This is a genomic window from Haloarcula sp. CBA1131 (genome assembly GCF_008728975.1).
Classification (GTDB): domain Archaea; phylum Halobacteriota; class Halobacteria; order Halobacteriales; family Haloarculaceae; genus Haloarcula; species Haloarcula hispanica.
Window position 1 is genome coordinate 440899 of sequence record NZ_RPCY01000001.1, and the last position, 19456, is coordinate 460354.

Here is a 19456-nt window from a genome sequence, read left to right on the forward strand (position 1 = left end):
AAAAGGTGGTTAGGTAAACTTCCGGACCGTCATCGAAAGCGTATCCAGATCTAGAATCGGCGCGAAGCCGGCGTCCGGGTCGATGTTGACGCTCTTCTGGAACTCGGTCTGGGCCTGCCAGCACCCGGAGTTCAGCGCAACGACGTTGTGATACTCGCCCCAGCCGAGCTTGTGGACGTGGCCGGTGTGGAACACGTCCGGGACCTCCTCCATGACCAGATAGTCGCGGTCCTCGGGGGCAAGCCGGGTGTGGCCCCCGTACTGCGGCGCGACGTGGCGCTTTTTCAGGAGCTGATACATCGCCTTGTGTGGCTCCTCGTAGCTCGCTTCCTCGTCGGGGAGTTCGGCGATGACCTCGTCCAGCGAAACGCCGTGGTACATCAACACTGTGACGCCCTCGACGGTGACCAGCGAGGGATTAGAGTGGACCTGAGCGTCGTGAGCAGTCATGATGTCTCTGAGTTCCTCGTCGAAGCCGGGCTGGGGCTCGGCCAGCCGAACGGCGTCGTGGTTGCCCGGAATCATCCGAATCTCCATGTCGCCCGGGACCTCCTTGAGGTACTCCGAGAACGCGCGGTACTGGTCGTAGATGTCGATGATGTCCAGTTCCTCGTCCTGCTCTGGATAGATACCGACGCCCTCGACCATGTCGCCGGCGATGAGCAGATACTCGACGTTCTCGGCTTCGGAGGTGTGGAGCCAGTCGGTGAAGCGGTGCCAGGCGTCCTCCATGAACTCCTGGCTCCCGACGTGGACGTCGGAGATGAGCGCCGCCTGAACGTGCCGGTCGGCGGTCGAAGGGCTGTGCGTTCGGGGCACGTCCGGGAAGTACAGCGAGTCCACGAACAGAATGCCGGCGTCGTCGGCCAGCGTCCCCTCGACGGCGATGACCTCGTCCATGAGTAACTGCTGCACGAGGTCGGCGATAGGGCGGTCTTTCATCACGAGGCAGGGGAAGGTCCCGTTCGTGTCTTCCAGTTCGACCAGCCAGTGCCCGCTAGCGGTCGAGCGGATGTCCGAGACCATCCCGATCAGCGCAGCGTCGCTGCCGCCACCCATGTTCTCGATGGCGTCAGTCGGTCGGTGGTTCACTCTGCCGCGCAGTTTGCTCGCTAGTTTCTCGTAGCGGTCCCGGAACACCGAGACGAAGTCCGAGTACTCGCCGGTCCCGGTAGACTGGCCGGTCATGTCGTTCGCGACTTCGATTGCCCGGAGGGATGTGTCCACGTCCCGTGACCCCCCCGTTTCAGGTGGAACGGACCCACCCGGTTCGGTCGACGTGGCTGCACCTGTTCCAGTCGAAACGGAGGGGTGTGAATTGGGTGGAGTGCCGGTAGTTTCGTTTCCGGGGTTTGGTTCGGTATTCGGCGATCCCCCGGTGGCTTCTGTCGCTTCAATCACGGAGTCGACGTGGTCTGTTGTCAGCTTCAGCGCGTCGTCGGGGAGGGTTTCGAGTGCACGTTCCAGCGTCGCCGATGGGTCCGATGTGTCGGCGATCCGAGTCACTGCCTCGCGCTCCGCGTTGTAGCCGCGGCTCGCGAGTTCGCTGACGATTCGTGCCGGCGTCTCCAGAGGCACGTTCCACACTCAGTGTCTGCGGTCAAAAGGATAGCGAACCAACGGCCGTCACAAGATTGATACCCCGCTGTCGGCAATCCGAGATAGGATGGGCCGGGACGAACCGACCAGTAGCACGCCTCCAGACGGGACAGAGGAGTCTGTGGAGGCCAGCCCTGCGTTTCGTCTCGCGCTATACGTCCGTGACATCGGTACGAGCGTCGGGGCAGTGGTGCTCGTCGGCGCGTTCCTGTTTGCTGTCAGCGGGGTGTGGCCGCCACTGGTCGCCATCGAAAGCGGGAGCATGGAGCCACACATCGACACCGGCGATATGGTGTTCGTCATGGACGCGGAGCGCTTCTCGGGACAGGCGGCCCGTCACGGCGTTGTAACGGCAGCGGCCGGGACAGAGACCGGCTATCGGACCTTTCAGCAGCCCGGGGACGTCATCGTCTTCGAACCCAACGGTAACGAGCAGCGAACGCCGATCATCCACCGGTCGATGCTGTGGGTCGATGCCGGCGAGAACTGGTACGACCGCGCGAACCAGACGTATGTCGGGAGCGCGGACAGTTGCGACGAACTACAGAACTGTCCGGCGCCGCATGCTGGGTTTATTACGAAAGGTGACAACAAAGTAACCAACACTAGATACGATCAGGTCACCGGGGCAAGCACCGTTGTCCGCCCGGAGTGGGTCATTGGAACCGGGACCTTCCGAATCCCTCGTCTCGGATACGTCCGAGTCCAACCGTCTCAGCTATGGCACACGTCGGTGTCGATACCGGTCGGAGGAGCTACAGCACCAGCGGCAGCCTGAGCAAATCGGAAGATAGCGTTCGGTCCAACAACAGAAAGTTGATTGGCCGCCTCCGAGTATTCGTGGTACGAATGGCCGGGTCAGACCGTCGGTCGTCGGATGGAGACGAAACCGAGAGGCCGGGAGGGATGATGTACGTGGCCGATATCGTCAGTAGCGCCGGCTCAGTCCTGCTCGTCGGGGTGTTGCTGTTCGCCGTCAGCGGCGTGTGGCCTCCGCTCGTCGCTATCGAAAGCCCGAGCATGGACCCCCATATCAAGGAAGGCGACCTCGTGTTCGTGATGGAAGAGGAGCGGTTCTCCGGCCCGGGTGATCACGGGGGTGTCGTCACCGCAGCGAACGACGACAGCTATCGGACGTTCCAGCGTCCGGGCGACGTTATCGTATACGAGCCCGACGGCAACAGTCGGCAGACTCCGATCATCCACCGAGCGATGCTGTGGGTCGAGGAGGACGAGAACTGGTACGACCGCGCGAACAAGGACTACATCGGCAGTGCGGACAGTTGCGACGACCTCAGCTCCTGTCCGGCCGACCACGCCGGCTTCATCACCAAGGGCGACAAAAACGGCCGATACGATCAGGTCGGCTCTCCCCCCATCAGCGAACCGGTCAAACCCGGGTGGGTCGTCGGTACGGCAGAGATACGGGTCCCGTTGCTGGGACAGGTCCGACTCCAGTGGAACAAGGCCGGAGCGACTGGTGTAGTAACGGACGAGGCGGGGTCAACGGTGACGGACGAGACGGGACCCACAGCGGTGAACGGCACCGCGGCCGGGTAGCCGTATCACTCGAAGGGGATTTTTTCACCTGGAACGGCCGAGCTGTCGAGCGCGAATACAGTTCGCAGGTCAGTTGTCGAACCGGGCCTGGACGAACGGCTGGACGTCGTCGATATCGCCGAGTCTCGAATCCGACAGGAGCACCGCCTCCGTCTCTTCGGTTGGAACCGAGAGGGAGATCTCTTTCGTGCGCCCGTAGCGGCCCTTCGAGACGACGACGGCGTTGACGATGCCGAGCATGTCCAGCTCCGAGATGAGGTCTGTGACGCGGCGCTGTGTCAGGATGTCGGCGTCGATCTCCTCACAGAGGTTCTTGTAGATGTTGAACACCTCGCCGGTGTTGATGTTGTGGACGCCGTTCTTTTCCAGCAAGATGATGGCAAAGAGGACAATCTTCGACTGCGTGGGGAGCGTCCGGACGACCTCGACGACGCGGTCGAGTTCGATCTTCTCCTGAGCCTGCCGGACGTGGTCTTCGAGGACGTTGTCCGTCTGGTCACGCTCGGCGAGTTCGCCGGCCGTCCGGAGGAGGTCGAGCGCCCGGCGTGCGTCCCCGTGTTCCTGTGCGGCGAAGGCCGCACACAGCGGGATGACGTCCTCAGTGAGCGCGTCGCCTTTGAACGCCACGTCCGAGCGTGCCTGGAGGATGTCCCGAAGCTGATTCGCGTCGTAGGGGGGGAAGACGATTTCCTCTTCACCAAGGCTGGACTTGACCCGTGGATCGAGGAAGTCGGTGAATTTCAGGTCGTTCGAGATGCCCATAATCGAGACGCGGGAGTTCTCCAGTTCGGAGTTCATCCGGGAGAGGTTGTACAGCGTGTCGTCGCCGCTTTTCTCGACGAGCTTGTCGATCTCGTCGAGCATGATGACGACCACGCGCTCGTGGTAGTCGACGGCATCGAAAAATGAGCTGTACACCCGGTCCGTCGGCCACCCCGTCATCGGGACTTCCTCGAACTCCGCCTTGTCGGCTTCCAGCGATTCGATTTCGGTTTCGATGTCGTCGAGGGAATCGAACGCCGTCTCTTCGAGTGCAGCCGCGTTCTCGCGTGCACGCGATCGGAGATCTTCGAGTTCGGCGATGCGGTCGTCGATGAGCTGGGCGTTCTTGTCGATGAACTTGTTCGCGAGCTGGGCCAGCACGCGGTACTGGGTGTCGGTCACCTCGCAGTTGATGTACTCCACTTCACAGGGAACCTCGTACTTCTGTGAGGTCGTTTCGAGTTCCTCGCTGACGAACTTCGCGGACGCGGTTTTCCCCGTTCCAGTCTTGCCATAGATGAGGATGTTCGACGGCGTATCGCCGCGCAAGGCGGTGACGAGAATCGTCGCCATGTTGTTGATCTGCTCCTCGCGGTGGGGGAGTTTGTGCGGCGTGTAGGAGGGGCGGAGGACCTCCTTGTTCTCGAAAATGGGTTCCCCTTCGAGAAGGTCGTCGAACAGGCCGCGGGACGCCTCGTCTGAGGGATCGTCGGATCCGGCATCGAGATTGTCGAGAATAACGTCGTCGAGATCGGACGGCCCGGTCGATGCCCCGGAGTCCGTTTCGACATCGAGTTGCTCGTCGGACCCGTCGGCGTCGTTCGACGTCTCTGTCGTCGACGGGTCGGATGCCGGGGCCGAGTTGTCGCTTTCGTCAGTCATAGTCGAGAGAGTCCCCTTCGTTTCGTGTGGAGAGAGTTGGAGACACCGGAACAGAGGGAGCGAGGAGTGCGTCAGTACCGTCGTTAGTGAGCATCAGCGCTCTCCGGTGCGTCCAGTTGAACCACATGAACCGTACCGTGAGTCGATATTAAATATTTCGGTACACCACCCATGAAACATATATGTTGGCATATTTATGAGTGCTCCCGCATGGGTTCCGTTGTCGTAAAGAGGACTATAGCTTCAGTTTCACTGGGTTAGACGGGCATGGTACGGCAGGGGAATGAGTGGAAGGGAAGGGGAGCCATGGAGTGGTTCCGGGAGCTGGTACGCTGTGTGAACACGAGTGGTGGTACCACGGAAGGACGGGACCTGTAGGACAAAGCGACCGTAACGGGCCAACCCCCCCACCCCTTCGTTTCCGGTGGAACGGGAAACAGGCCCGGGGGAGGGGGTGAGGGTGACGAAAATGTCCTCTAGTAAGAGGAAAGATTTAATACACTGCCTCATAAACCAAAGCCGCACTAGATAAAACAAATCCCTAGTAGAGGGTAGTATACAGTTTTCTAGTGTCTAGGCCGTTCTAACTAGCGGTATGGCGAGTCGCGCCGATTTGAACAGCTGGTCCGCTCCCGATTTGATCGGTAATTCTCCACCCCCTCCCCAGGGATGTCTGTCGTTCCACCTGAAACAAAGGGGTGGGGGGCTAGGATGGTCCACCCCTAATCCGAATCGCTGGGTTTCGGATGACCGGACTCCACCCGAACAGTTCCCGTCCCGATTGCATCCGCGGAAACGCGCACACGCTGATCTGTGCTATGCCTCCCCATGTCAGAAAAAGGACTAATGTCTGACGTAGGCTTAAGTGAATTCGCCTATCTTTTACGGGCAGAGCCGCCATACCGGACGACTCCGGGCGGCGGGAGGATAGGATGGGATTGTTAACAAACCTCAAAGATAGCATCTCACGCGCGGCATCGACGCTGTTCTCCGAAGAGGATCCGAAGCGGATCGGTATCTACGGCCCGCCGAACGCCGGCAAGACGACGCTGGCGAACCGCATCGCACGGGACTGGACTGGCGACGCCGTCGGTCCGGAGAGTCACGTTCCACACGAGACTCGCCGTGCGCGCCGAAAGGAGAACGTCGAGATCGAACGCGACGGGAAGAAAGTGACAATCGACATCGTCGACACGCCCGGCGTGACGACGAAGGTCGATTACACCGAATTCCTCGAACACGACATGGAGAAAGACGACGCCGTCCGTCGCTCCCGCGAAGCGACCGAGGGCGTCGCCGAAGCGATGCACTGGCTCCGCGAGGACGTCGACGGTGTCATTTACGTGCTTGACTCCGCGACCGATCCGTTCACGCAGGTCAACACCATGCTCATCGGCATCATCGAGAGCCAGGACCTGCCGGTGTTGATTCTTGCAAACAAGATCGATCTGGAGGAGTCCTCCGTCCAGCGCATCCGAAACGCCTACCCCCAGCACGAGACGATTCCGCTGTCGGCGCTCGAGGGAGACAACATGGACGAAGTCTACGACAAAATCGCGGAGTACTTCGGGTGATATAATGGCAGAAGTCAAAGACCCAGACGACGGCGTCCAGATCGACCTCATCAGCGGCGAACGCATGGCCGGACTGGCCTCGATGGAGAAGATTCGGATGATACTCGACGGGGTTCGTGACGGCAACATCGTCATCCTCGAAGAGGGACTCTCCCCGGACGAGGAGTCCCGCCTGATCGAAGTCACGATGACGGAGATCAGCCCCGACGAGTTCAACGGCATCGAAATCGAGACCTACCCCAAGTCCGAGGCCGCCGACGCCAGCATCCTCGACCGGCTGATGGGCAAACAGTCGACCCAGAAGCTGACAGTCATCGGGCCGGCGAACCAGATAGAGACGCTCCACAAGGACGAAACGCTCATCAGCGCCCTCGTCTCCCGGAAATAATGCCCCACCAGTGTACGGACTGTGGCCGTGGCTTCGACGACGGGTCGAAGGAGATGCTCTCGGGCTGTCCCAACTGCGGCGGGAACAAGTTCCAGTATCAGCCCGAGGGGGCCGACATCTCCGAGACGCCGGACGCGGAGCCACCGGAACCACCGGGACCTGACAGCACTGTCGCCCGTACCGTCGGCAAGACCGCCGCCTCGGTACGTGACTTCGTCAGTGGCTCCGCTCCGGACGGCGACCGTCCCGCCGAACAGTCCCATCTCGACGCCGACCGGTCGGCTGACTCACAGCCGAGTGACCCATCCCACACGTCCGGCTCGCCGTCGACCGAACCCGACCGCACGTCTGCGACCGAGGATTCAGCCCAGGCTAGTGCCCGCGGCGATATCGTCGAACCGGACGAACTTCCGTCCGACGCACCGTCGGCGTCCGAAGCAGAACACCAGTTCCGCCCTGTCGGTGCGGACCCTGACCCACCGGCGGAACCAGAGCAGGAAGACCGGCCCGACCTAGAGGAACTGCGCGCGGAACTCAACGACCAGTTCGAGTCGATCAAGGTACTGGAACCCGGCCAGTACGAACTGAACCTGATGGAACTGTACGACCGCGAGGAATACATCATCGCGCTGCAGGAAGACGGGCACTACTCGATTCAGGTCCCCGAAACCATCCGTTCCGAGTGACCGACACGGTCTTATCGCCGCTTTCACCCATTCGTTAGCCCGAATTACGCCGTAGAACGGCTGCACACTCCATTGAGTATCAACGCGGGCACAACCATTATATAATATGCCGTGGATGCTTCGGATAACGCCATGAGCCACCGAGAACTCTCGACATCGGATTCACACCTCGAAGAGTGGGCGTCACTCCTCGGTGCTGATCTCGACGACGACGGGCGCGACAGCGACTTGCTTGAGGACCAGGACGAACCCGCTTGACATCCTCTCCGCCCTGAAGGGCGAAGATTCCCGACTGCCGTTGGGATATTGTGGTCTACGGGACAACCTGTTCTTGTGGGCGTAATCTGCCCGTTGATTTATCGAACAGGCGCACCGATGGCTGTGCCAAACAGCCGTTACTCCTATCCTGTGACGGACTCGGAGTTACCGTCGCTCGCATATTCTCCGCCGCATTCAGATCACTGTTCGCAACCAAATCACACTCTGAACACACATACAACCCGCGCTCAACACGGTTAGAATCCGCTTCTGTGCCACACTCACAGCATGTTTTCGAGGTTTTTAATCCGCCTTCGGGAACGCGCTCTATACTGATGCCGCGTTCTTCGGCTTTGTATTCAATGTGGCTCAACAGCGTTTCAAACGCCCAATCGTGCAGCCGCTTGTTCCCGTGGCGTCCCCAATCAGAGTCGTCACGAATCTTTTTCGGATGACCTATTGCTATCGTCCCGACATTGCGAGTGGCGCATTGCTCCACAATATCTTTCGATAGTGCGTGCAAGAAATGGTCTTGCCGCCGGGACTTCTTTTGTCGAAGTCGCTGTGCCTCATTGCTCGGGCCGTTTTCACCCTCTGTGTTGTATTCTTCATGACGGAAGTAGTGAGTATCTTCTTTCAGGGCGTTGCCCGGATACAATAGCGTCTCGTCACCGATAGAGACAGCCGCCGTGTTGCAGATACCAAGATCAACACCAGCCGTCTTCTCGCCGGGACTCTCCGACGTTTCAATCTGCATTTCGCAGACGAAATGCAGTTCCCACTGGTTGCCAGTCCAGACAGAACGCACCGTCTGGACGGTTTCAACATCGGAAAGCGTCTGGTCGTCTGCTTGGATCGTGTATTCACAGAGGATGTAGTCTGCGGCGTACCGAGACTCCTTCATATTCGTGCCCTTTGAGAGACGAACGCGGTTGTACTCGGTATCCAGTTTGAAGCCCTTATTTTTCCACGTCACGGTTGAACGCGGGTGTTCGTCGCCGTGTTTGCGATAACCGGGCGGATTCGCGTCAGGATCGTCCTGCTCGTACCACGAGACGAACGCCTCACCAAGTTCTTGGAGAACTCGTTGACTGGACTGAGAATGTAGGTCCGCGTAGCGTTCGTGATTTTTGAGGTGCGAGCAGAGTTCGTCGGCGCTTGGGATATGGTCGATAGCGTCCCAAACACGAGAGATTGTCCATCGCCCGATGTTCCAGAGTTTGCTGGCGGCGAAGCCATGCGAATCAAGGTCGTCAGAGACTTGCGAGTGATTAGTGACACTCGCTTTCAGTGTCCGAGTGACGACCTGATTCGACACACGTAAGCATAGTATTATTACTTATATAATTGTTCGGGTGATGTCTAATAGTGGAATATCCAGCCGTAGCTACGGGTGTAGCATGACGCCAATTTGTCGGATTCATGCCCGCCGTGAACGGCGAGGCTTTCTCCTCGTTTTCCCGTAACGATCACGGTTCGTCAGGGAGCGCCACTCACAGTTACAGCCACGTCTCTCACACCGCTGGCGAGGCGAAAAATACAGCTCGGGACGGATGCCGTCCCGAAATCCGACGGTTGCGAGCGATGCCGGGTTACGAGATTTTGTCGTACTGGTCCGAGAGCTTCTCGGCAGCGTCGGCCATCAGGTCCTGCTCGTAGTCGTCGAGATCCCACTCGACGATCTCTTCGACGCCGTTGCTCCCGAGACGGACCGGGACACCGAAGGCGGTGTCCTCGTGCCCGAACTCGCCTTCGAGCTTGACCGACGCCGGTAGCACTTCGCCGGTGTCGTGGAGGATGGCTTCGACCATGTGCGCGACGCCGCGTGCCGGCCCCCACTCGGTCGCGCCCTTGCGCTCGATGACGTCCATCGCCGATTCCTGCAGGTCGCCGAGCAGTTGCTCTTTCTCGTCGTCGCTGAACTCGGGGTCGGTGCCGTCGACGCGGACCTTCGAGAACACGGGGACCTGTGCATCGCCGTGTTCCCCGAGGATTGTCCCTTCGACGTTCTGGACCGGGGCGTCGAACTCCTCGCTCAGCACGTAGCGGAACCGCGCGGAGTCCAGGCGGCCGCCGAAGCCGATGACCTGCTCACGCGAGCGGTCGCCGGCCTCGTAGAGGTGGCGGTTGAGCAGGTCGACGGGATTGGAGGTGGTCAGCGAGACGTAGTCGTCGTTGTGCTCGTCCAGCGAGGACTGGATGTCCTCCATGATCGGCGCGTTGTCGCCGGCGAGGTCGATACGGGTCTGTCCGGGCTGGCGGGGAATCCCGGCCGTGATGACCACGACGTCCGAGCCGGCGGTGTCCTCGTAGCCGCCCTGGCGGACACGCGTGTTCGAATCGTAGGCGATGCCGTGGTTCGTGTCGGCGGCCTGCCCGACCGTGTCGTCTTCCTTGTCCGGGATGTCCACGAAAACGACTTCGTCAGCGATGTCACGGAGCGCGATGTTGTACCCTGCGGCTGCGCCGACTGTGCCGGCTGCGCCGACTACGCTTACCTTTGTCATACCATTCGGAAAGGCTCGGGCGCGAACGTTAAACGTGTCGAAACCCCGATTCCGCCGCACAGCGTTCAGGCAATACCGACATCTCGCACCCGTAAACTGTTTTCAGCCCCGTGGCGTTGTGACACGTATGAGCGACTTCGACAAGGAAGCCGAACGCGAGAAACTCCGCGAGAAGTTCGAGCAAGAGGAGGACAACCGGGCGGCGACAGAGCAGATGAGCGAACTCCTGTTGAAGGGCGCGACGATGACGAACGCCCACTGCAGCGAGTGTGGCGACCCCATCTTCCGCTACGACGGCCAGGAGTTCTGCCCCACCTGTCAGAAGCCGGTCGCTCGCGACGCGCAGGCCGACCGGGCGGAGACGGACGACGGCGACGAAGAGACGGCGGACAGTGCGGGCGACGGGGACAACATCGAGATGGCCGACCCCAGCGACGAGGCCCGCGTCCAGTTCGGCGACGACAGCAACGAGCCGGACCAGACTGCGGCCGAAGCCGGAGCGGCGGACGGGCAGACCGCACCGGACGCTGCTCCCTCCGCCTCTCAGGAACCATCCCACTCGGACTCGTCGACGGACGCATCACATTCTCCACTCGAAGCGGGGGGAGATAGGACCACACAACCCCGGAGCCAGCCCGATTCACCCGCCCAGAACGCCCGAACCGGCGCTCCGAACCCCGCTGACCGGACCACTGAATCCGAGCGGCAGCCCGGGAACAGTTCACAGGACCCCCCCGTTTCCGCTCGACAGCCCGCGCCATCCGAAGGTGGGGCCGGTGACATTGCGGCAAATCTCGATGCGGCGTCTGCGCTCCTGGCCGAGACAGTTCACCGCTTCGCCGAGCGCGCCGCGGCGACCGAGAACCCACGCGAGGCTCGCGAGCATCTGCAGGCAGCGAGAGAAGCGGCGGAAGCGCTGGACGCGACGCGGTTCTGAGCGGAGCTACGGCTCGTAGTCGCTGGCGATAACTTCTCGAATCCGGTCGGCGGTCACGTCGCCGATGCCGGACACCTCCAGCAGGTCGTCTTTGTCGGCGGTCATCACCGCCTCGACGCTACCGAAGGCTTCCAGCAGCGTGCGCGCGGTCACCGGCCCGACTTCGGCGATTGAAGCGACGACGTACTCCTGTTGCTCCGGGAGCGTCTTCGACTGTTTCTCGCCGTGGACGCTCACCTCGCGGTCGGCCACCTCCTGCTCCCGCCCGGCGATGACTTCCAGCAGGTCGGCGGTCTCGTCCTCGTCGCTAGTCCGCAGCACGCTCGCGCCGAAATCGACCGCGAGCGACGCGAGCGCGCCCTGGATCGCCTTGTGATGGACGTTCCGCGCACCGAAGAGGTCCTCGCCCTCGATGACGACGACGGGCCGACCGTAGTTGCGCGTGGCGTCCCCGACCTGCTCGAACATCGACCGGTCGCCGCCGGTCAGCGTGTCCATGAAGTCAGCGACGGTCTTGCGCTCGACGACCACGCGGTCCGAGAGGACGTAGTCGCCGACGGCCAGCGTTTCGAGTCGGGTCTCGATACCGTCCCGCGTCGAGAGGTCCCGGGCGATGTTCGAGTCGAGTTCCCGCTGGTCGGCGACGATTTCGACGGGGTCGTCCTCGTCGTCGCGTCCGGCGCTGGCGACCGTTCCCTCGTCGGCCGCTGTCCCGGTATTCTCCTCGTTGGCCGTGGCCGCTTCGCTGTCGACCTCGGCCGCTTCCGACGGGTCGTCTGCGAAGGCGTCCAGTCCGGCCTGACCGTCACTGCCATCGTCATCCTCGGCTGACTTGTTAGCTTCCCTACCCCTCTCGTTTCGAGTGGAATCCCCGCTCTGTGTGGCGGTTTCATCCTCGCTGGTTCCACCCGAAGCGGTCCCTTCGCCGTCCTCGTACTCGTCGAGCCCGGTCTGGTCGAGGCGGGCCTCCAGTTCGCCGGCGACGCTTTTCAGTTCGTTCAGTTCGCGTTTCATCCGCTTCTGGTCGTTGCGGGCCTTCCAGAAGTACGCCTCGTCGCGCGTGTCCTCGGCCAGCAAGACGACGACGCGACCCTCGGCCTGTCGTCCGGTCCGTCCCTTCCGCTGGATGGCCCGAATCGCGGTCGGCACCGGTTCGTAGAACAACACCAGGTCGACTTCGGGCACGTCAAGCCCCTCCTCGGCGACGGACGTCGAGACGAGCACCTCGAACTCGCCGTCCCGGAACCGGTCCAGCGTCTCCTGTTGCTGACTCTGGCTCATCCCCTCGCTGCCGTCGGTGTCGCTCTGGCCGACGAACTTCTGGGTCGTGAAGTGGTCCGAGAGGAAGTCGACGAGCGTCTCGGCGGTGTCGCGGGACTCGGTGAAGACGATGACGCGCTCACCGTTCTCGATGCCCAGCGTCTCGGCGAGCAGCATTCGCGTCTGGCGGAACTTCGGGTGCAGGTCGTCGTAGTCGCTGGCCTTCCGCATCGCCTCCCGGACCTTCGGCTCGCTGACGAGGCGCTGGTCGGCCTTCGACGCGCCCGAGGAGCGGGCGGCCTCCTTCAGCCGCTCGAAGTACCGCCGCAGGGACTCGACGCTCTGCGTTTCGACGTACGTGACGGCAGTCCGGAGCTTGCGGACCTCCGCGAGAAAGCTCATCCCCTGGTAGCCCTCGCTCTGGTCGTTGTTCATCAGGTCCCGAAGCTGGCCCTGAATCTGCTGGATTTCGCGCTCGGAGATGTCCGCCGAAGACTTGTTCGTGACGCCGAGTTCCCGCAGCTGGTCCAGCCGGTCCTCGATGACCTCATTGATTGCGTCACGGATCTCGACGACGATATCGGGCAGTTCGATGCGGTTCCAGTCGACGCTGGTGTCGTGGGTGTACTCGGCCACGTCGGCGTCGTTTTCGGTCATCACCGCGACCTCGTTCAGCCCGAGGTTCTCGCACACTTCGAGTATTGCCTCCTCGTCGTCGCCGGGGGAGGCGCTCATCCCCGTCACCAGCGGGTTCTCGGCGTCGGCGTGGTAGCGGTCGGCGATGTAGTTGTAGGCGTAGTCGCCGGTCGCCCGGTGGCACTCGTCGAAGGTGCAGTGGGTCACGTCGGCAAGGGAGATGCGGTTGCCCACGAGGTCGTTCTCGACGACCTGCGGCGTCGCGATGACGATGCGGGCGTCCTCCCAGAGGGCGGCCCGGTCGTCGGGTCGGACCTCGCCGGTGAACACGACCACATCTTCGTCGTCGATATCTAGGGCTTCACGGTAGAACTCGGCGTGTTGCTGGACCAGCGGCTTCGTCGGGGCCAGCATGAGCGCTTTCCCGCCGACGGCGTGCAGCCGTTCGGCGGTCACCAGTAGCGAGACGGTCGTCTTGCCCAGCCCGGTCGGGAGACAGACGAGCGTGTGGTCTCCGCTCGCCGTTTCCGCCAGTTCGGTCTGGTAGCGGCGGTTCTCCAGGAACTCCGGCGTCACCAGCGGGCGCTCGACGTACTCGCCACCGGCGTCGGTGGTCGCCATTACCCACGCGTTCGTCCCGCCGGTGGTTAAGGGTTCAGATACCGCGGTGAAAGTGAACGGACGGCCTTAGAGGCCGAAGCCGGGCAGGTACTGGACGCCGACCCACATCGCCAGCGCCCCGAGCACCGGAATCGAGAAGTTGTCGTCGATGACGTAGCCGGCGATACGCGGCTTGACGCCGTCGGCGAACGTCGCAGCGATACCGCCAAGCACTGCGGCGGCGGGGGGAACGAACGGCGCGGCGAGTAGCGTACAGACGCCGAACATCACCAGCAGGACCCAGGCCTGTTTGACGTTGCTGGCATCAGCCGAGCCCAGCAGGCCGCTGATGGGGTCGCCGATAGCGAGCATCAACATCGCCGGGACGGCGACCGTCTCGGTCATACTCGGGAGTTCGACGGCGAAGGCGACGATGGCGATCCCGACGATGTACAGCGCGTAGCCGGCGGGGTTGTCCTGCTCGTACTCCCGGGTGAGCCGGTCGTACACCACCCAGTCCAGTCCGGTGGTCAGCCGCACCGCTTCGAGAATCAGCACCACGACCAGCGCCACAGCCAGGAATCCCTGGACGACGCGCCATGTAATCAGGTCCGGCCGGAGCAGGTGTGCGAGCGGGACCGCCGCACCGGTGACGTGGACGAGCCGCCGGGATACCTCGTCGGCCATCTACAGGTCGTCGAAGGTCAGATCGCCGGTTGCGAGCCGTTCGAGCCGGTCGGCGAGCCCGTCGATGGGGAGGCGTTTCTGCTCGGTCGTGTCTCGTTCGCGCACCGTGACCTCGCTGTCTTCCAGACTCTCATAATCCACGGTGACGCAGTAGGGCGTGCCGACCTCGTCCTGCCGGCGGTAGCGCCGGCCGATGGCACCGGAGTCGTCGTAGGTGACCGAGAGACCGGCGGCCCGGAGGTCGTCGGCGATGTCCGTCGCGAGGTCGGCCATCCCGTCCTTGTCCATCAGCGGGAAGACGCCGACCGTCGTCGGGGCCTGCTCCGGCGGGAGGTCGAGGTAGGTCCGCTCCTCGCCGTCGACCTCGTCGGTCTCGTAGGAATGTGCGAGAACGGTGTAGATGATGCGGCCCACGCCGAAGGAGGGTTCGATGACGTGTGGGCGGATGTGTTCGCCGTTCTCGGTGACCTCGTCGACGCTGAAGTTCGTCTCCTCGACGGGGACGGTGTGGGACTCGCCGTCGACCTCGACGGTGACCTCGTCGTCATCGAAGGCGTCCGGGTTCCGCTCGGCCAGCGCTTCGAGCGCGTCGGCGACCGTGCCGGCGTCGCCGCCGAACTCCGGCCCGAGGTAGCTCATGTCGGGATCGACGGTCGCGCGCTCGACGGTGATCGGCTCGTCGTACTGCTTGAACACCGTGTAGTCCTCGCCGGAATGCTCGGCGTGTTTCGAGAGGTCGTAGTCGCCCCGGTAGGCGAAGCCGGTGATCTCGATCCAGTCGCCGTCGACCTCGCTCTCGGCGTCCCAGCAGTCGGAGGCGTAGTGGGCGCGCTCGCCGGCGAGGTGCTGACGGTAGCGAAAGCGGTCCATGTCGACGCCGATGCGCTCGTACCACTCTCTGGAGACGCCCAGATAGTAGGCGACCCACTCGCTCTCGACGACGCCCTCGTTGACGGCCTCGCGGACCGTGAGTTCGCGCTGGCCGCCGTCCTCGCTCTCCTGTGCTGCTGCGGAGTACAGCGGGAGCGTCACGTCCGCTACCTCGGCCAGCGGCGGCTCGTCTTCCTCGGGGTCGATGAAGTGTTCGAGTTCGGCCTGGGTGAACTCCCGGACGCGGACGAGGGATTTCCGCGGGGAGATCTCGTTCCGGTAGGCCTTCCCAATTTGTGCGACGCCGAAGGGGAGCTGATTCCGGGCGTACTCCGAGAGCTGCGGGAACTCCACGAAGATGCCCTGTGCGGTCTCCGGCCGGAGATAGCCCGGCGACGACGACCCCGGACCGATGTTGGTCTCGAACATCAGGTTGAAGTTGTCGACCGGCTGGTCGGCCAGGGACGCGTGACAGGAGGGACACTCGATGCCGTGCTCGGCGATGAGGTCCATCACTTCCTCGTTGGGGAGTGATTCGGCCTCCTCGATGTCCGTGTTGTCCTCGACGAGGTGGTCGGCGCGGTGGGTCGCGCCACACTCGCCGCACTCGACGATCATGTCGTCGAAGCCGTCGAGGTGTCCCGAGGCCTCGAAGACGGGCTCGGGCATCACGTCGGGTGCTGAGATCTCTTGATGGCCTTCCTTGACGACGTAGCGGTCCCGCCAGGCGTCCTCGATGTTCGATTTCAGCGCAGCGCCCTGTGGCCCGTAGGTCCAGAAGCCCGCCGCGCCGCCGTAGGCACTCGACGAGGGGAAGTAGAAGCCGCGACGCTTGGCCAGCTCGGTGAGGCGTTCGCCTTCGCTCATAGGCCTCGCAGCAGGTCGATGTCCCGGACGATGCCGGTGAGTTCGTCGCCCGACAGCAGCGGGATCTGTTCGATGTCGTGCTCGATCATCAGTTGGGCCGCCTCCTCGGCGGTGCGGCGCTTGTTCACCGTCACGACCTCGGCGGTCATGAACTCGCGGACGGGCTCGGCAGGGAGCTCGACGTTGCGGGTGGGCATGTACCGACCGCCGACGGCTTTGATTCCCTCCCAGGCCCAGTCGTCGTCCTGATTGGCGATGGAGTCGCCGGTGTCGTCCTCGCCCTCGACGACGCGGGCGACCGCGATGATGTCGACCTCGGTGAGCATCCCCGACATGTCGCCGTCGTCGCCGAGCACGACGCCGTATGGGACGTTCGCGTGGGAAAGCTCCCGTTCGGCGACGGTCAGCGGCGTGCCTTCGTACACGCAGTTGATGTCGCGGTTGGCGAGATCACCGACGATCTTGTCGCCGTCGACGTCGCCGTTGGCGATGGACCGAATCACGTCGGTCACTGTGATGATCCCTTTGAGCTGGCCGTCGACGATGGGGAGGCGTCGCTCGCCGTCCTCGACCATCACCTGCGCGGCGGCTTCGATAGACGTGTCCTCGCTGATCGCCGGGACTTCCTCGACGAGCAGGGCTAGCTGGTCTTCGTCGGGGCTCTCGATGAGCGCATCGCGTGAAATAATCCCTCTGAACTCCTCGCCCTCGTCGGTCTCCTTGATGACCGGGACCGACGAGAAGGCCTGCTCCTGGAGGTACTCCAGTGCGTCATCACGGGTCCCAGGAATGGTGACCGTGACGACCTCCGAGCGTGGCGTCATAGCGTCTGCGACGTTCATACTGCCAGAACTTCCTTCCCGCATCTACTAAGTCCTTAACATCCGTCCGTTTTCGGCATCCGGGTAGCACGCCGGGCGGCCATCGGCTATCGCCGGCGACCGCGCAGACGCCATCTCGGAAACCCAGGGACTGCACCGCCCCGGAAACAACTACGTCTTCTGTCATATTGGTATTCTGAATCTGGGTATGAATAGAACTGCGGAGACAGACTCTAATGGTTGAGATATAAGGTCCTATCCGTATTGGGTCACGAACCATCTCGTCCCAGTACTGACAGGATACGAACTATTGTCAGACAGTTGGCTCTGGATCATACTCCTGCCCTCTATGGGTTTCGCTAAGTTTTTATATGGTTGTTACATATTATCATGCATGGAGTCGGATACTGTCGCTCCGGTTGAGATGGTCGCGGACGGAGACATCATGGCATCCGTCGAAGAGGGTCCAACGGATCAGTTTATCGTCGCTGACGTGACCCGAGACGACGCCTATCTCACAACCCCGCTCGCGGACGCTGCCTCGCTCCCGGCCTGGCGATAGGCCGCTGTCTGTCGGTTCGATTTTCGCTGACGGTCCCACCAAGCAGGATACCCTATCAGCGGCGCGGGCGCTCCGTCCCGAGTGTCCGCACGCAGTCGTTCGGACGGAGAAAACAAGCGTTATGCCGCCCCAGTAAGTTCGATTCGGTATGAAGGTACTCGTCACGGATCCTATCGCTGATGCCGGTCTCACGCGGCTCCGTGAGGCAGGCCACGATGTCGAAACAGCCTACGAGGTCGAGGGCGACGCGCTCCTCGACGCGGTGGCCGACGCGAACGCGCTCATCGTCCGCTCGGGCACCGAAGTCACCGAGGAAGTGTTTGCGGCCGCGCCCGACCTCATCATCGTCGGCCGGGCCGGCATCGGCGTGGACAACATCGACATCGACGCCGCCACGGACCACGGCGTCATCGTCGCCAACGCCCCGAGGGCAACGTCCGCGCCGCCGCAGAACACTCCGTCGCGATGGCGTTTGCCACGGCTCGCTCCATTCCGCAGGCCCACGACCGCCTGAAAAGCGGCGAGTGGGCCAAAGGCGAGTTCCTCGGCACGGAAGTCAACAACAAGACGCTCGGCGTCGTCGGCTTCGGCCGCGTCGGCCAGCAGGTCGCCAAGCGACTCGGCAGCCTGGGCATGGACATCGTCACGTTCGACCCGTACATCAGCCAGGAGCGCGCTGACCAGTTCGGAGCGGAACTCGTCGACGAGCTCGACGACTGTCTCGCCAAGTCCGATTTCATCACCATCCACACGCCGCTGACCCCCGAGACGGAGAACATGATCGGCGAGGAAGAGCTCGCCGAACTCGAAGGCGGCTACGTCGTCAACTGTGCCCGCGGCGGCATCATCGACGAGCCGGCCCTGGCCGAGGCCGTCGAGGACGGCGTCCTGAAGGGCGCAGCGCTCGACGTGTTCGGCGAGGAACCGCTGCCGGACGACAGCCCGCTGCTGGACGTCGAGGACATCATCGTCACGCCCCACTTGGGCGCGTCGACGGAAGCGGCACAGGAGAACGTGGCCACCTCCACGGCCGACCAGATCATCGCCGCGGCCAACGGCCAGCCCGTCGCTAACGCCCTGAACGCGCCGTCGCTGGACGAGGCGACGTTCAAGCAGGTCGGGCCGTACCTCGACCTCGCCGATACTGCCGGTCGCATCGCCGTGCAGTTGTTCGGCGGTCACATGTCCGAAGTGCAGGTCACCTACGCTGGCGACATCGCCGAGGAAGACGTGGAGTACGTCACCGCCAGCGCACTGAAAGGGGTGTTCGCCCCGTCGGATCTCCAGGTCAACGCCGTCAACGCCCCGCAGATCGCCGAGGACCGGGGTATCGACGTGACCGAGTCCAAGACCCGCTCTTCCGAGGACTACCAGAGCCTCATCACCGTCACCGTCTCCGACGGCGAGGAATCCGTCTCCGTCTGTGGGACCCAGTTCGGCGGCGAGGAGCCCCGTATCGTCCGCATCGACGACCACCGCATCGAGGCCGTCCCCCACGGGCACATGCTGGTCGTCCGCAATCGCGACGAGCCCGGCACTATCGGGTTCATCGGGACCGTGCTGGGCGAGGCCGACATCAACATCGCCGGGATGTTCAACGGCCGCGAGACTATCGGCGGGGAGGCCCTGTCCGTCTACAACCTCGACGAACAGCCGCCACAGGACATCATCGAGCGACTCAACGGCGACAGTCGCATCATCGAGACCACCTACGTCGAACTCGGCGACGAGTAACGTCAGCGGAATTTTTCGAAAGCCAGTCGCAGTTTATTTGCCGTCGATAAGGCGCTCGTACCGGTCGACGACGGCCTGGCGGTGTTCGCGCTCCTGTTCGAGCGCGGTTTCGAGTGTCGCCACCTGCGAGCGCAGCAGCGCGATCTGTATCTGATAGATCGTACTGGGCGTCTGTCGGGACGATGGTGACGGGGAGCCCGACCGGTCCCCGGAGTCGAACGGCGGCGCTGAATCGCGGGACGAGGCCATACCCGTGACAGGACCGC

Annotated in this window: 17 protein-coding genes and 1 pseudogene; 9 read left to right on the forward strand and 9 right to left on the reverse strand. The window is 62.7% G+C overall.

Annotated features, from left to right (window positions below; genetic code table 11):
* Nucleotides 1-9: 9 nt before the first annotated feature.
* Complete coding sequence (locus Har1131_RS02315) at nt 10-1578, reverse strand: DNA-directed DNA polymerase II small subunit (protein ID WP_146417689.1); 1569 nt, start codon at nt 1576-1578, stop codon at nt 10-12.
* A gap of 88 nt (nt 1579-1666) precedes the next feature.
* On the opposite strand from Har1131_RS02315, the gene Har1131_RS02320 reads away from it, so the two are divergent.
* A complete protein-coding gene (locus Har1131_RS02320; RefSeq protein WP_023843027.1) occupies nt 1667-2377 on the forward strand; it encodes a S26 family signal peptidase in 711 nt (236 codons plus the stop codon).
* Nucleotides 2378-2505: 128 nt separating this feature from the next.
* Complete coding sequence (locus Har1131_RS02325) at nt 2506-3159, forward strand: S26 family signal peptidase (protein WP_050037285.1); 654 nt, start codon at nt 2506-2508, stop codon at nt 3157-3159.
* Between the two features lie 69 nt (nt 3160-3228).
* Here Har1131_RS02325 and Har1131_RS02330 read toward each other — a convergent pair whose 3' ends face one another.
* Entirely contained in the window at nt 3229-4803 is a 1575-nt protein-coding gene (locus Har1131_RS02330) for a Cdc6/Cdc18 family protein (RefSeq protein ID WP_050037284.1), read from the reverse strand.
* 932 nt (nt 4804-5735) lie between these two features.
* Here Har1131_RS02330 and Har1131_RS02335 point away from each other — a divergent pair.
* The 4 genes from Har1131_RS02335 to Har1131_RS22455 all read left to right on the forward strand — a co-directional run bounded on the left by Har1131_RS02335 (nt 5736) and on the right by Har1131_RS22455 (nt 7709).
* Nucleotides 5736-6377, forward strand: coding sequence for an Era-like GTP-binding protein (locus Har1131_RS02335; protein ID WP_004590329.1), 642 nt, complete (start codon nt 5736-5738; stop codon nt 6375-6377).
* Nucleotides 6378-6381: 4 nt separating this feature from the next.
* Nucleotides 6382-6765 carry a DUF2073 domain-containing protein gene (locus Har1131_RS02340; RefSeq protein WP_004517591.1) on the forward strand — a complete coding sequence of 128 codons (384 nt, stop codon included), beginning with the start codon at nt 6382-6384 and terminating at the stop codon, nt 6763-6765.
* Complete coding sequence (locus Har1131_RS02345; protein ID WP_014041707.1) at nt 6765-7451, forward strand: Zn-ribbon containing protein; 687 nt, start codon at nt 6765-6767, stop codon at nt 7449-7451. The genes Har1131_RS02340 and Har1131_RS02345 overlap by 1 nt, the downstream gene beginning before the upstream one ends.
* A 132-nt stretch (nt 7452-7583) precedes the next feature.
* The gene (locus tag Har1131_RS22455) at nt 7584-7709 is read left to right on the forward strand and encodes a hypothetical protein (protein WP_014041706.1); all 126 of its coding nucleotides are present in this window, start codon (nt 7584-7586) and stop codon (nt 7707-7709) included.
* 55 nt (nt 7710-7764) lie between these two features.
* Here the strand turns inward: Har1131_RS22455 and Har1131_RS02350 are convergent, their stop codons facing one another.
* Nucleotides 7765-9027, reverse strand: a complete 1263-nt coding sequence (locus Har1131_RS02350) for an RNA-guided endonuclease TnpB family protein (RefSeq protein ID WP_050037283.1) — start codon at nt 9025-9027, stop codon at nt 7765-7767.
* Nucleotides 9028-9301: 274 nt separating this feature from the next.
* The gene (mdh, locus tag Har1131_RS02355) at nt 9302-10216 is read right to left on the reverse strand and encodes a malate dehydrogenase (protein ID WP_014041705.1); all 915 of its coding nucleotides are present in this window, start codon (nt 10214-10216) and stop codon (nt 9302-9304) included.
* Between the two features lie 127 nt (nt 10217-10343).
* Between mdh and Har1131_RS02360 the strand changes: the two genes are divergently transcribed.
* Nucleotides 10344-11153, forward strand: coding sequence for an Sjogren's syndrome/scleroderma autoantigen 1 family protein (locus tag Har1131_RS02360; protein ID WP_151144909.1), 810 nt, complete (start codon nt 10344-10346; stop codon nt 11151-11153).
* A 6-nt stretch (nt 11154-11159) separates the two neighbouring features.
* Here Har1131_RS02360 and Har1131_RS02365 read toward each other — a convergent pair whose 3' ends face one another.
* The 4 genes from Har1131_RS02365 to Har1131_RS02380 all read right to left on the reverse strand — a co-directional run bounded on the left by Har1131_RS02365 (nt 11160) and on the right by Har1131_RS02380 (nt 16915).
* On the reverse strand, nt 11160-13670 hold the full coding sequence (locus Har1131_RS02365) for a DEAD/DEAH box helicase (RefSeq protein WP_151144912.1): 2511 nt from the start codon (nt 13668-13670) through the stop codon (nt 11160-11162).
* Between the two features lie 66 nt (nt 13671-13736).
* Nucleotides 13737-14336 carry a dolichol kinase gene (locus tag Har1131_RS02370; RefSeq protein WP_014041702.1) on the reverse strand — a complete coding sequence of 200 codons (600 nt, stop codon included), beginning with the start codon at nt 14334-14336 and terminating at the stop codon, nt 13737-13739.
* Nucleotides 14337-16073 carry a glycine--tRNA ligase gene (glyS, locus tag Har1131_RS02375; protein WP_151144915.1) on the reverse strand — a complete coding sequence of 579 codons (1737 nt, stop codon included), beginning with the start codon at nt 16071-16073 and terminating at the stop codon, nt 14337-14339.
* Nucleotides 16070-16915: a CBS domain-containing protein gene (locus tag Har1131_RS02380; protein ID WP_014041700.1), complete on the reverse strand. Its 846-nt coding sequence runs from the start codon at nt 16913-16915 to the stop codon at nt 16070-16072. The genes glyS and Har1131_RS02380 overlap by 4 nt, the downstream gene beginning before the upstream one ends.
* Before the next feature lie 373 nt (nt 16916-17288).
* Between Har1131_RS02380 and Har1131_RS21590 the strand changes: the two genes are divergently transcribed.
* Together Har1131_RS21590 and serA are read left to right on the forward strand one after the other, a co-directional pair.
* Nucleotides 17289-17456, forward strand: coding sequence for a hypothetical protein (locus tag Har1131_RS21590; RefSeq protein ID WP_014041699.1), 168 nt, complete (start codon nt 17289-17291; stop codon nt 17454-17456).
* A gap of 148 nt (nt 17457-17604) precedes the next feature.
* Nucleotides 17605-19190, forward strand: a pseudogene (serA, locus tag Har1131_RS02385) (phosphoglycerate dehydrogenase).
* Between the two features lie 33 nt (nt 19191-19223).
* Here serA and Har1131_RS02390 read toward each other — a convergent pair.
* On the reverse strand, nt 19224-19439 hold the full coding sequence (locus Har1131_RS02390) for a hypothetical protein (protein ID WP_014041697.1): 216 nt from the start codon (nt 19437-19439) through the stop codon (nt 19224-19226).
* Nucleotides 19440-19456 lie beyond the last annotated feature (17 nt).

Excerpts from the sequence above, each read along its gene's own strand:
- Har1131_RS02370 (WP_014041702.1), bottom strand. The coding sequence starts at position 14,336 with ATGGCCGACGAGGTATCCCGGCGGCTCGTCCACGTCACCGGTGCGGCG.
- Har1131_RS02340 (WP_004517591.1), top strand. The coding sequence starts at position 6,382 with ATGGCAGAAGTCAAAGACCCAGACGACGGCGTCCAGATCGACCTCATC.
- Har1131_RS02380 (WP_014041700.1), bottom strand. The coding sequence starts at position 16,915 with ATGAACGTCGCAGACGCTATGACGCCACGCTCGGAGGTCGTCACGGTC.
- Har1131_RS02365 (WP_151144912.1), bottom strand. The coding sequence starts at position 13,670 with ATGGCGACCACCGACGCCGGTGGCGAGTACGTCGAGCGCCCGCTGGTG.
- Har1131_RS02320 (WP_023843027.1), top strand. The coding sequence starts at position 1,667 with ATGGGCCGGGACGAACCGACCAGTAGCACGCCTCCAGACGGGACAGAG.
- Har1131_RS22455 (WP_014041706.1), top strand. The coding sequence starts at position 7,584 with ATGAGCCACCGAGAACTCTCGACATCGGATTCACACCTCGAAGAGTGG.
- Har1131_RS21590 (WP_014041699.1), top strand. The coding sequence starts at position 17,289 with ATGGAGTCGGATACTGTCGCTCCGGTTGAGATGGTCGCGGACGGAGAC.
- Har1131_RS02360 (WP_151144909.1), top strand. The coding sequence starts at position 10,344 with ATGAGCGACTTCGACAAGGAAGCCGAACGCGAGAAACTCCGCGAGAAG.
- glyS (WP_151144915.1), bottom strand. The coding sequence starts at position 16,073 with ATGAGCGAAGGCGAACGCCTCACCGAGCTGGCCAAGCGTCGCGGCTTC.
- mdh (WP_014041705.1), bottom strand. The coding sequence starts at position 10,216 with ATGACAAAGGTAAGCGTAGTCGGCGCAGCCGGCACAGTCGGCGCAGCC.
- Har1131_RS02330 (WP_050037284.1), bottom strand. The coding sequence starts at position 4,803 with ATGACTGACGAAAGCGACAACTCGGCCCCGGCATCCGACCCGTCGACG.
- Har1131_RS02390 (WP_014041697.1), bottom strand. The coding sequence starts at position 19,439 with ATGGCCTCGTCCCGCGATTCAGCGCCGCCGTTCGACTCCGGGGACCGG.
- Har1131_RS02325 (WP_050037285.1), top strand. The coding sequence starts at position 2,506 with ATGATGTACGTGGCCGATATCGTCAGTAGCGCCGGCTCAGTCCTGCTC.
- Har1131_RS02335 (WP_004590329.1), top strand. The coding sequence starts at position 5,736 with ATGGGATTGTTAACAAACCTCAAAGATAGCATCTCACGCGCGGCATCG.
- Har1131_RS02345 (WP_014041707.1), top strand. The coding sequence starts at position 6,765 with ATGCCCCACCAGTGTACGGACTGTGGCCGTGGCTTCGACGACGGGTCG.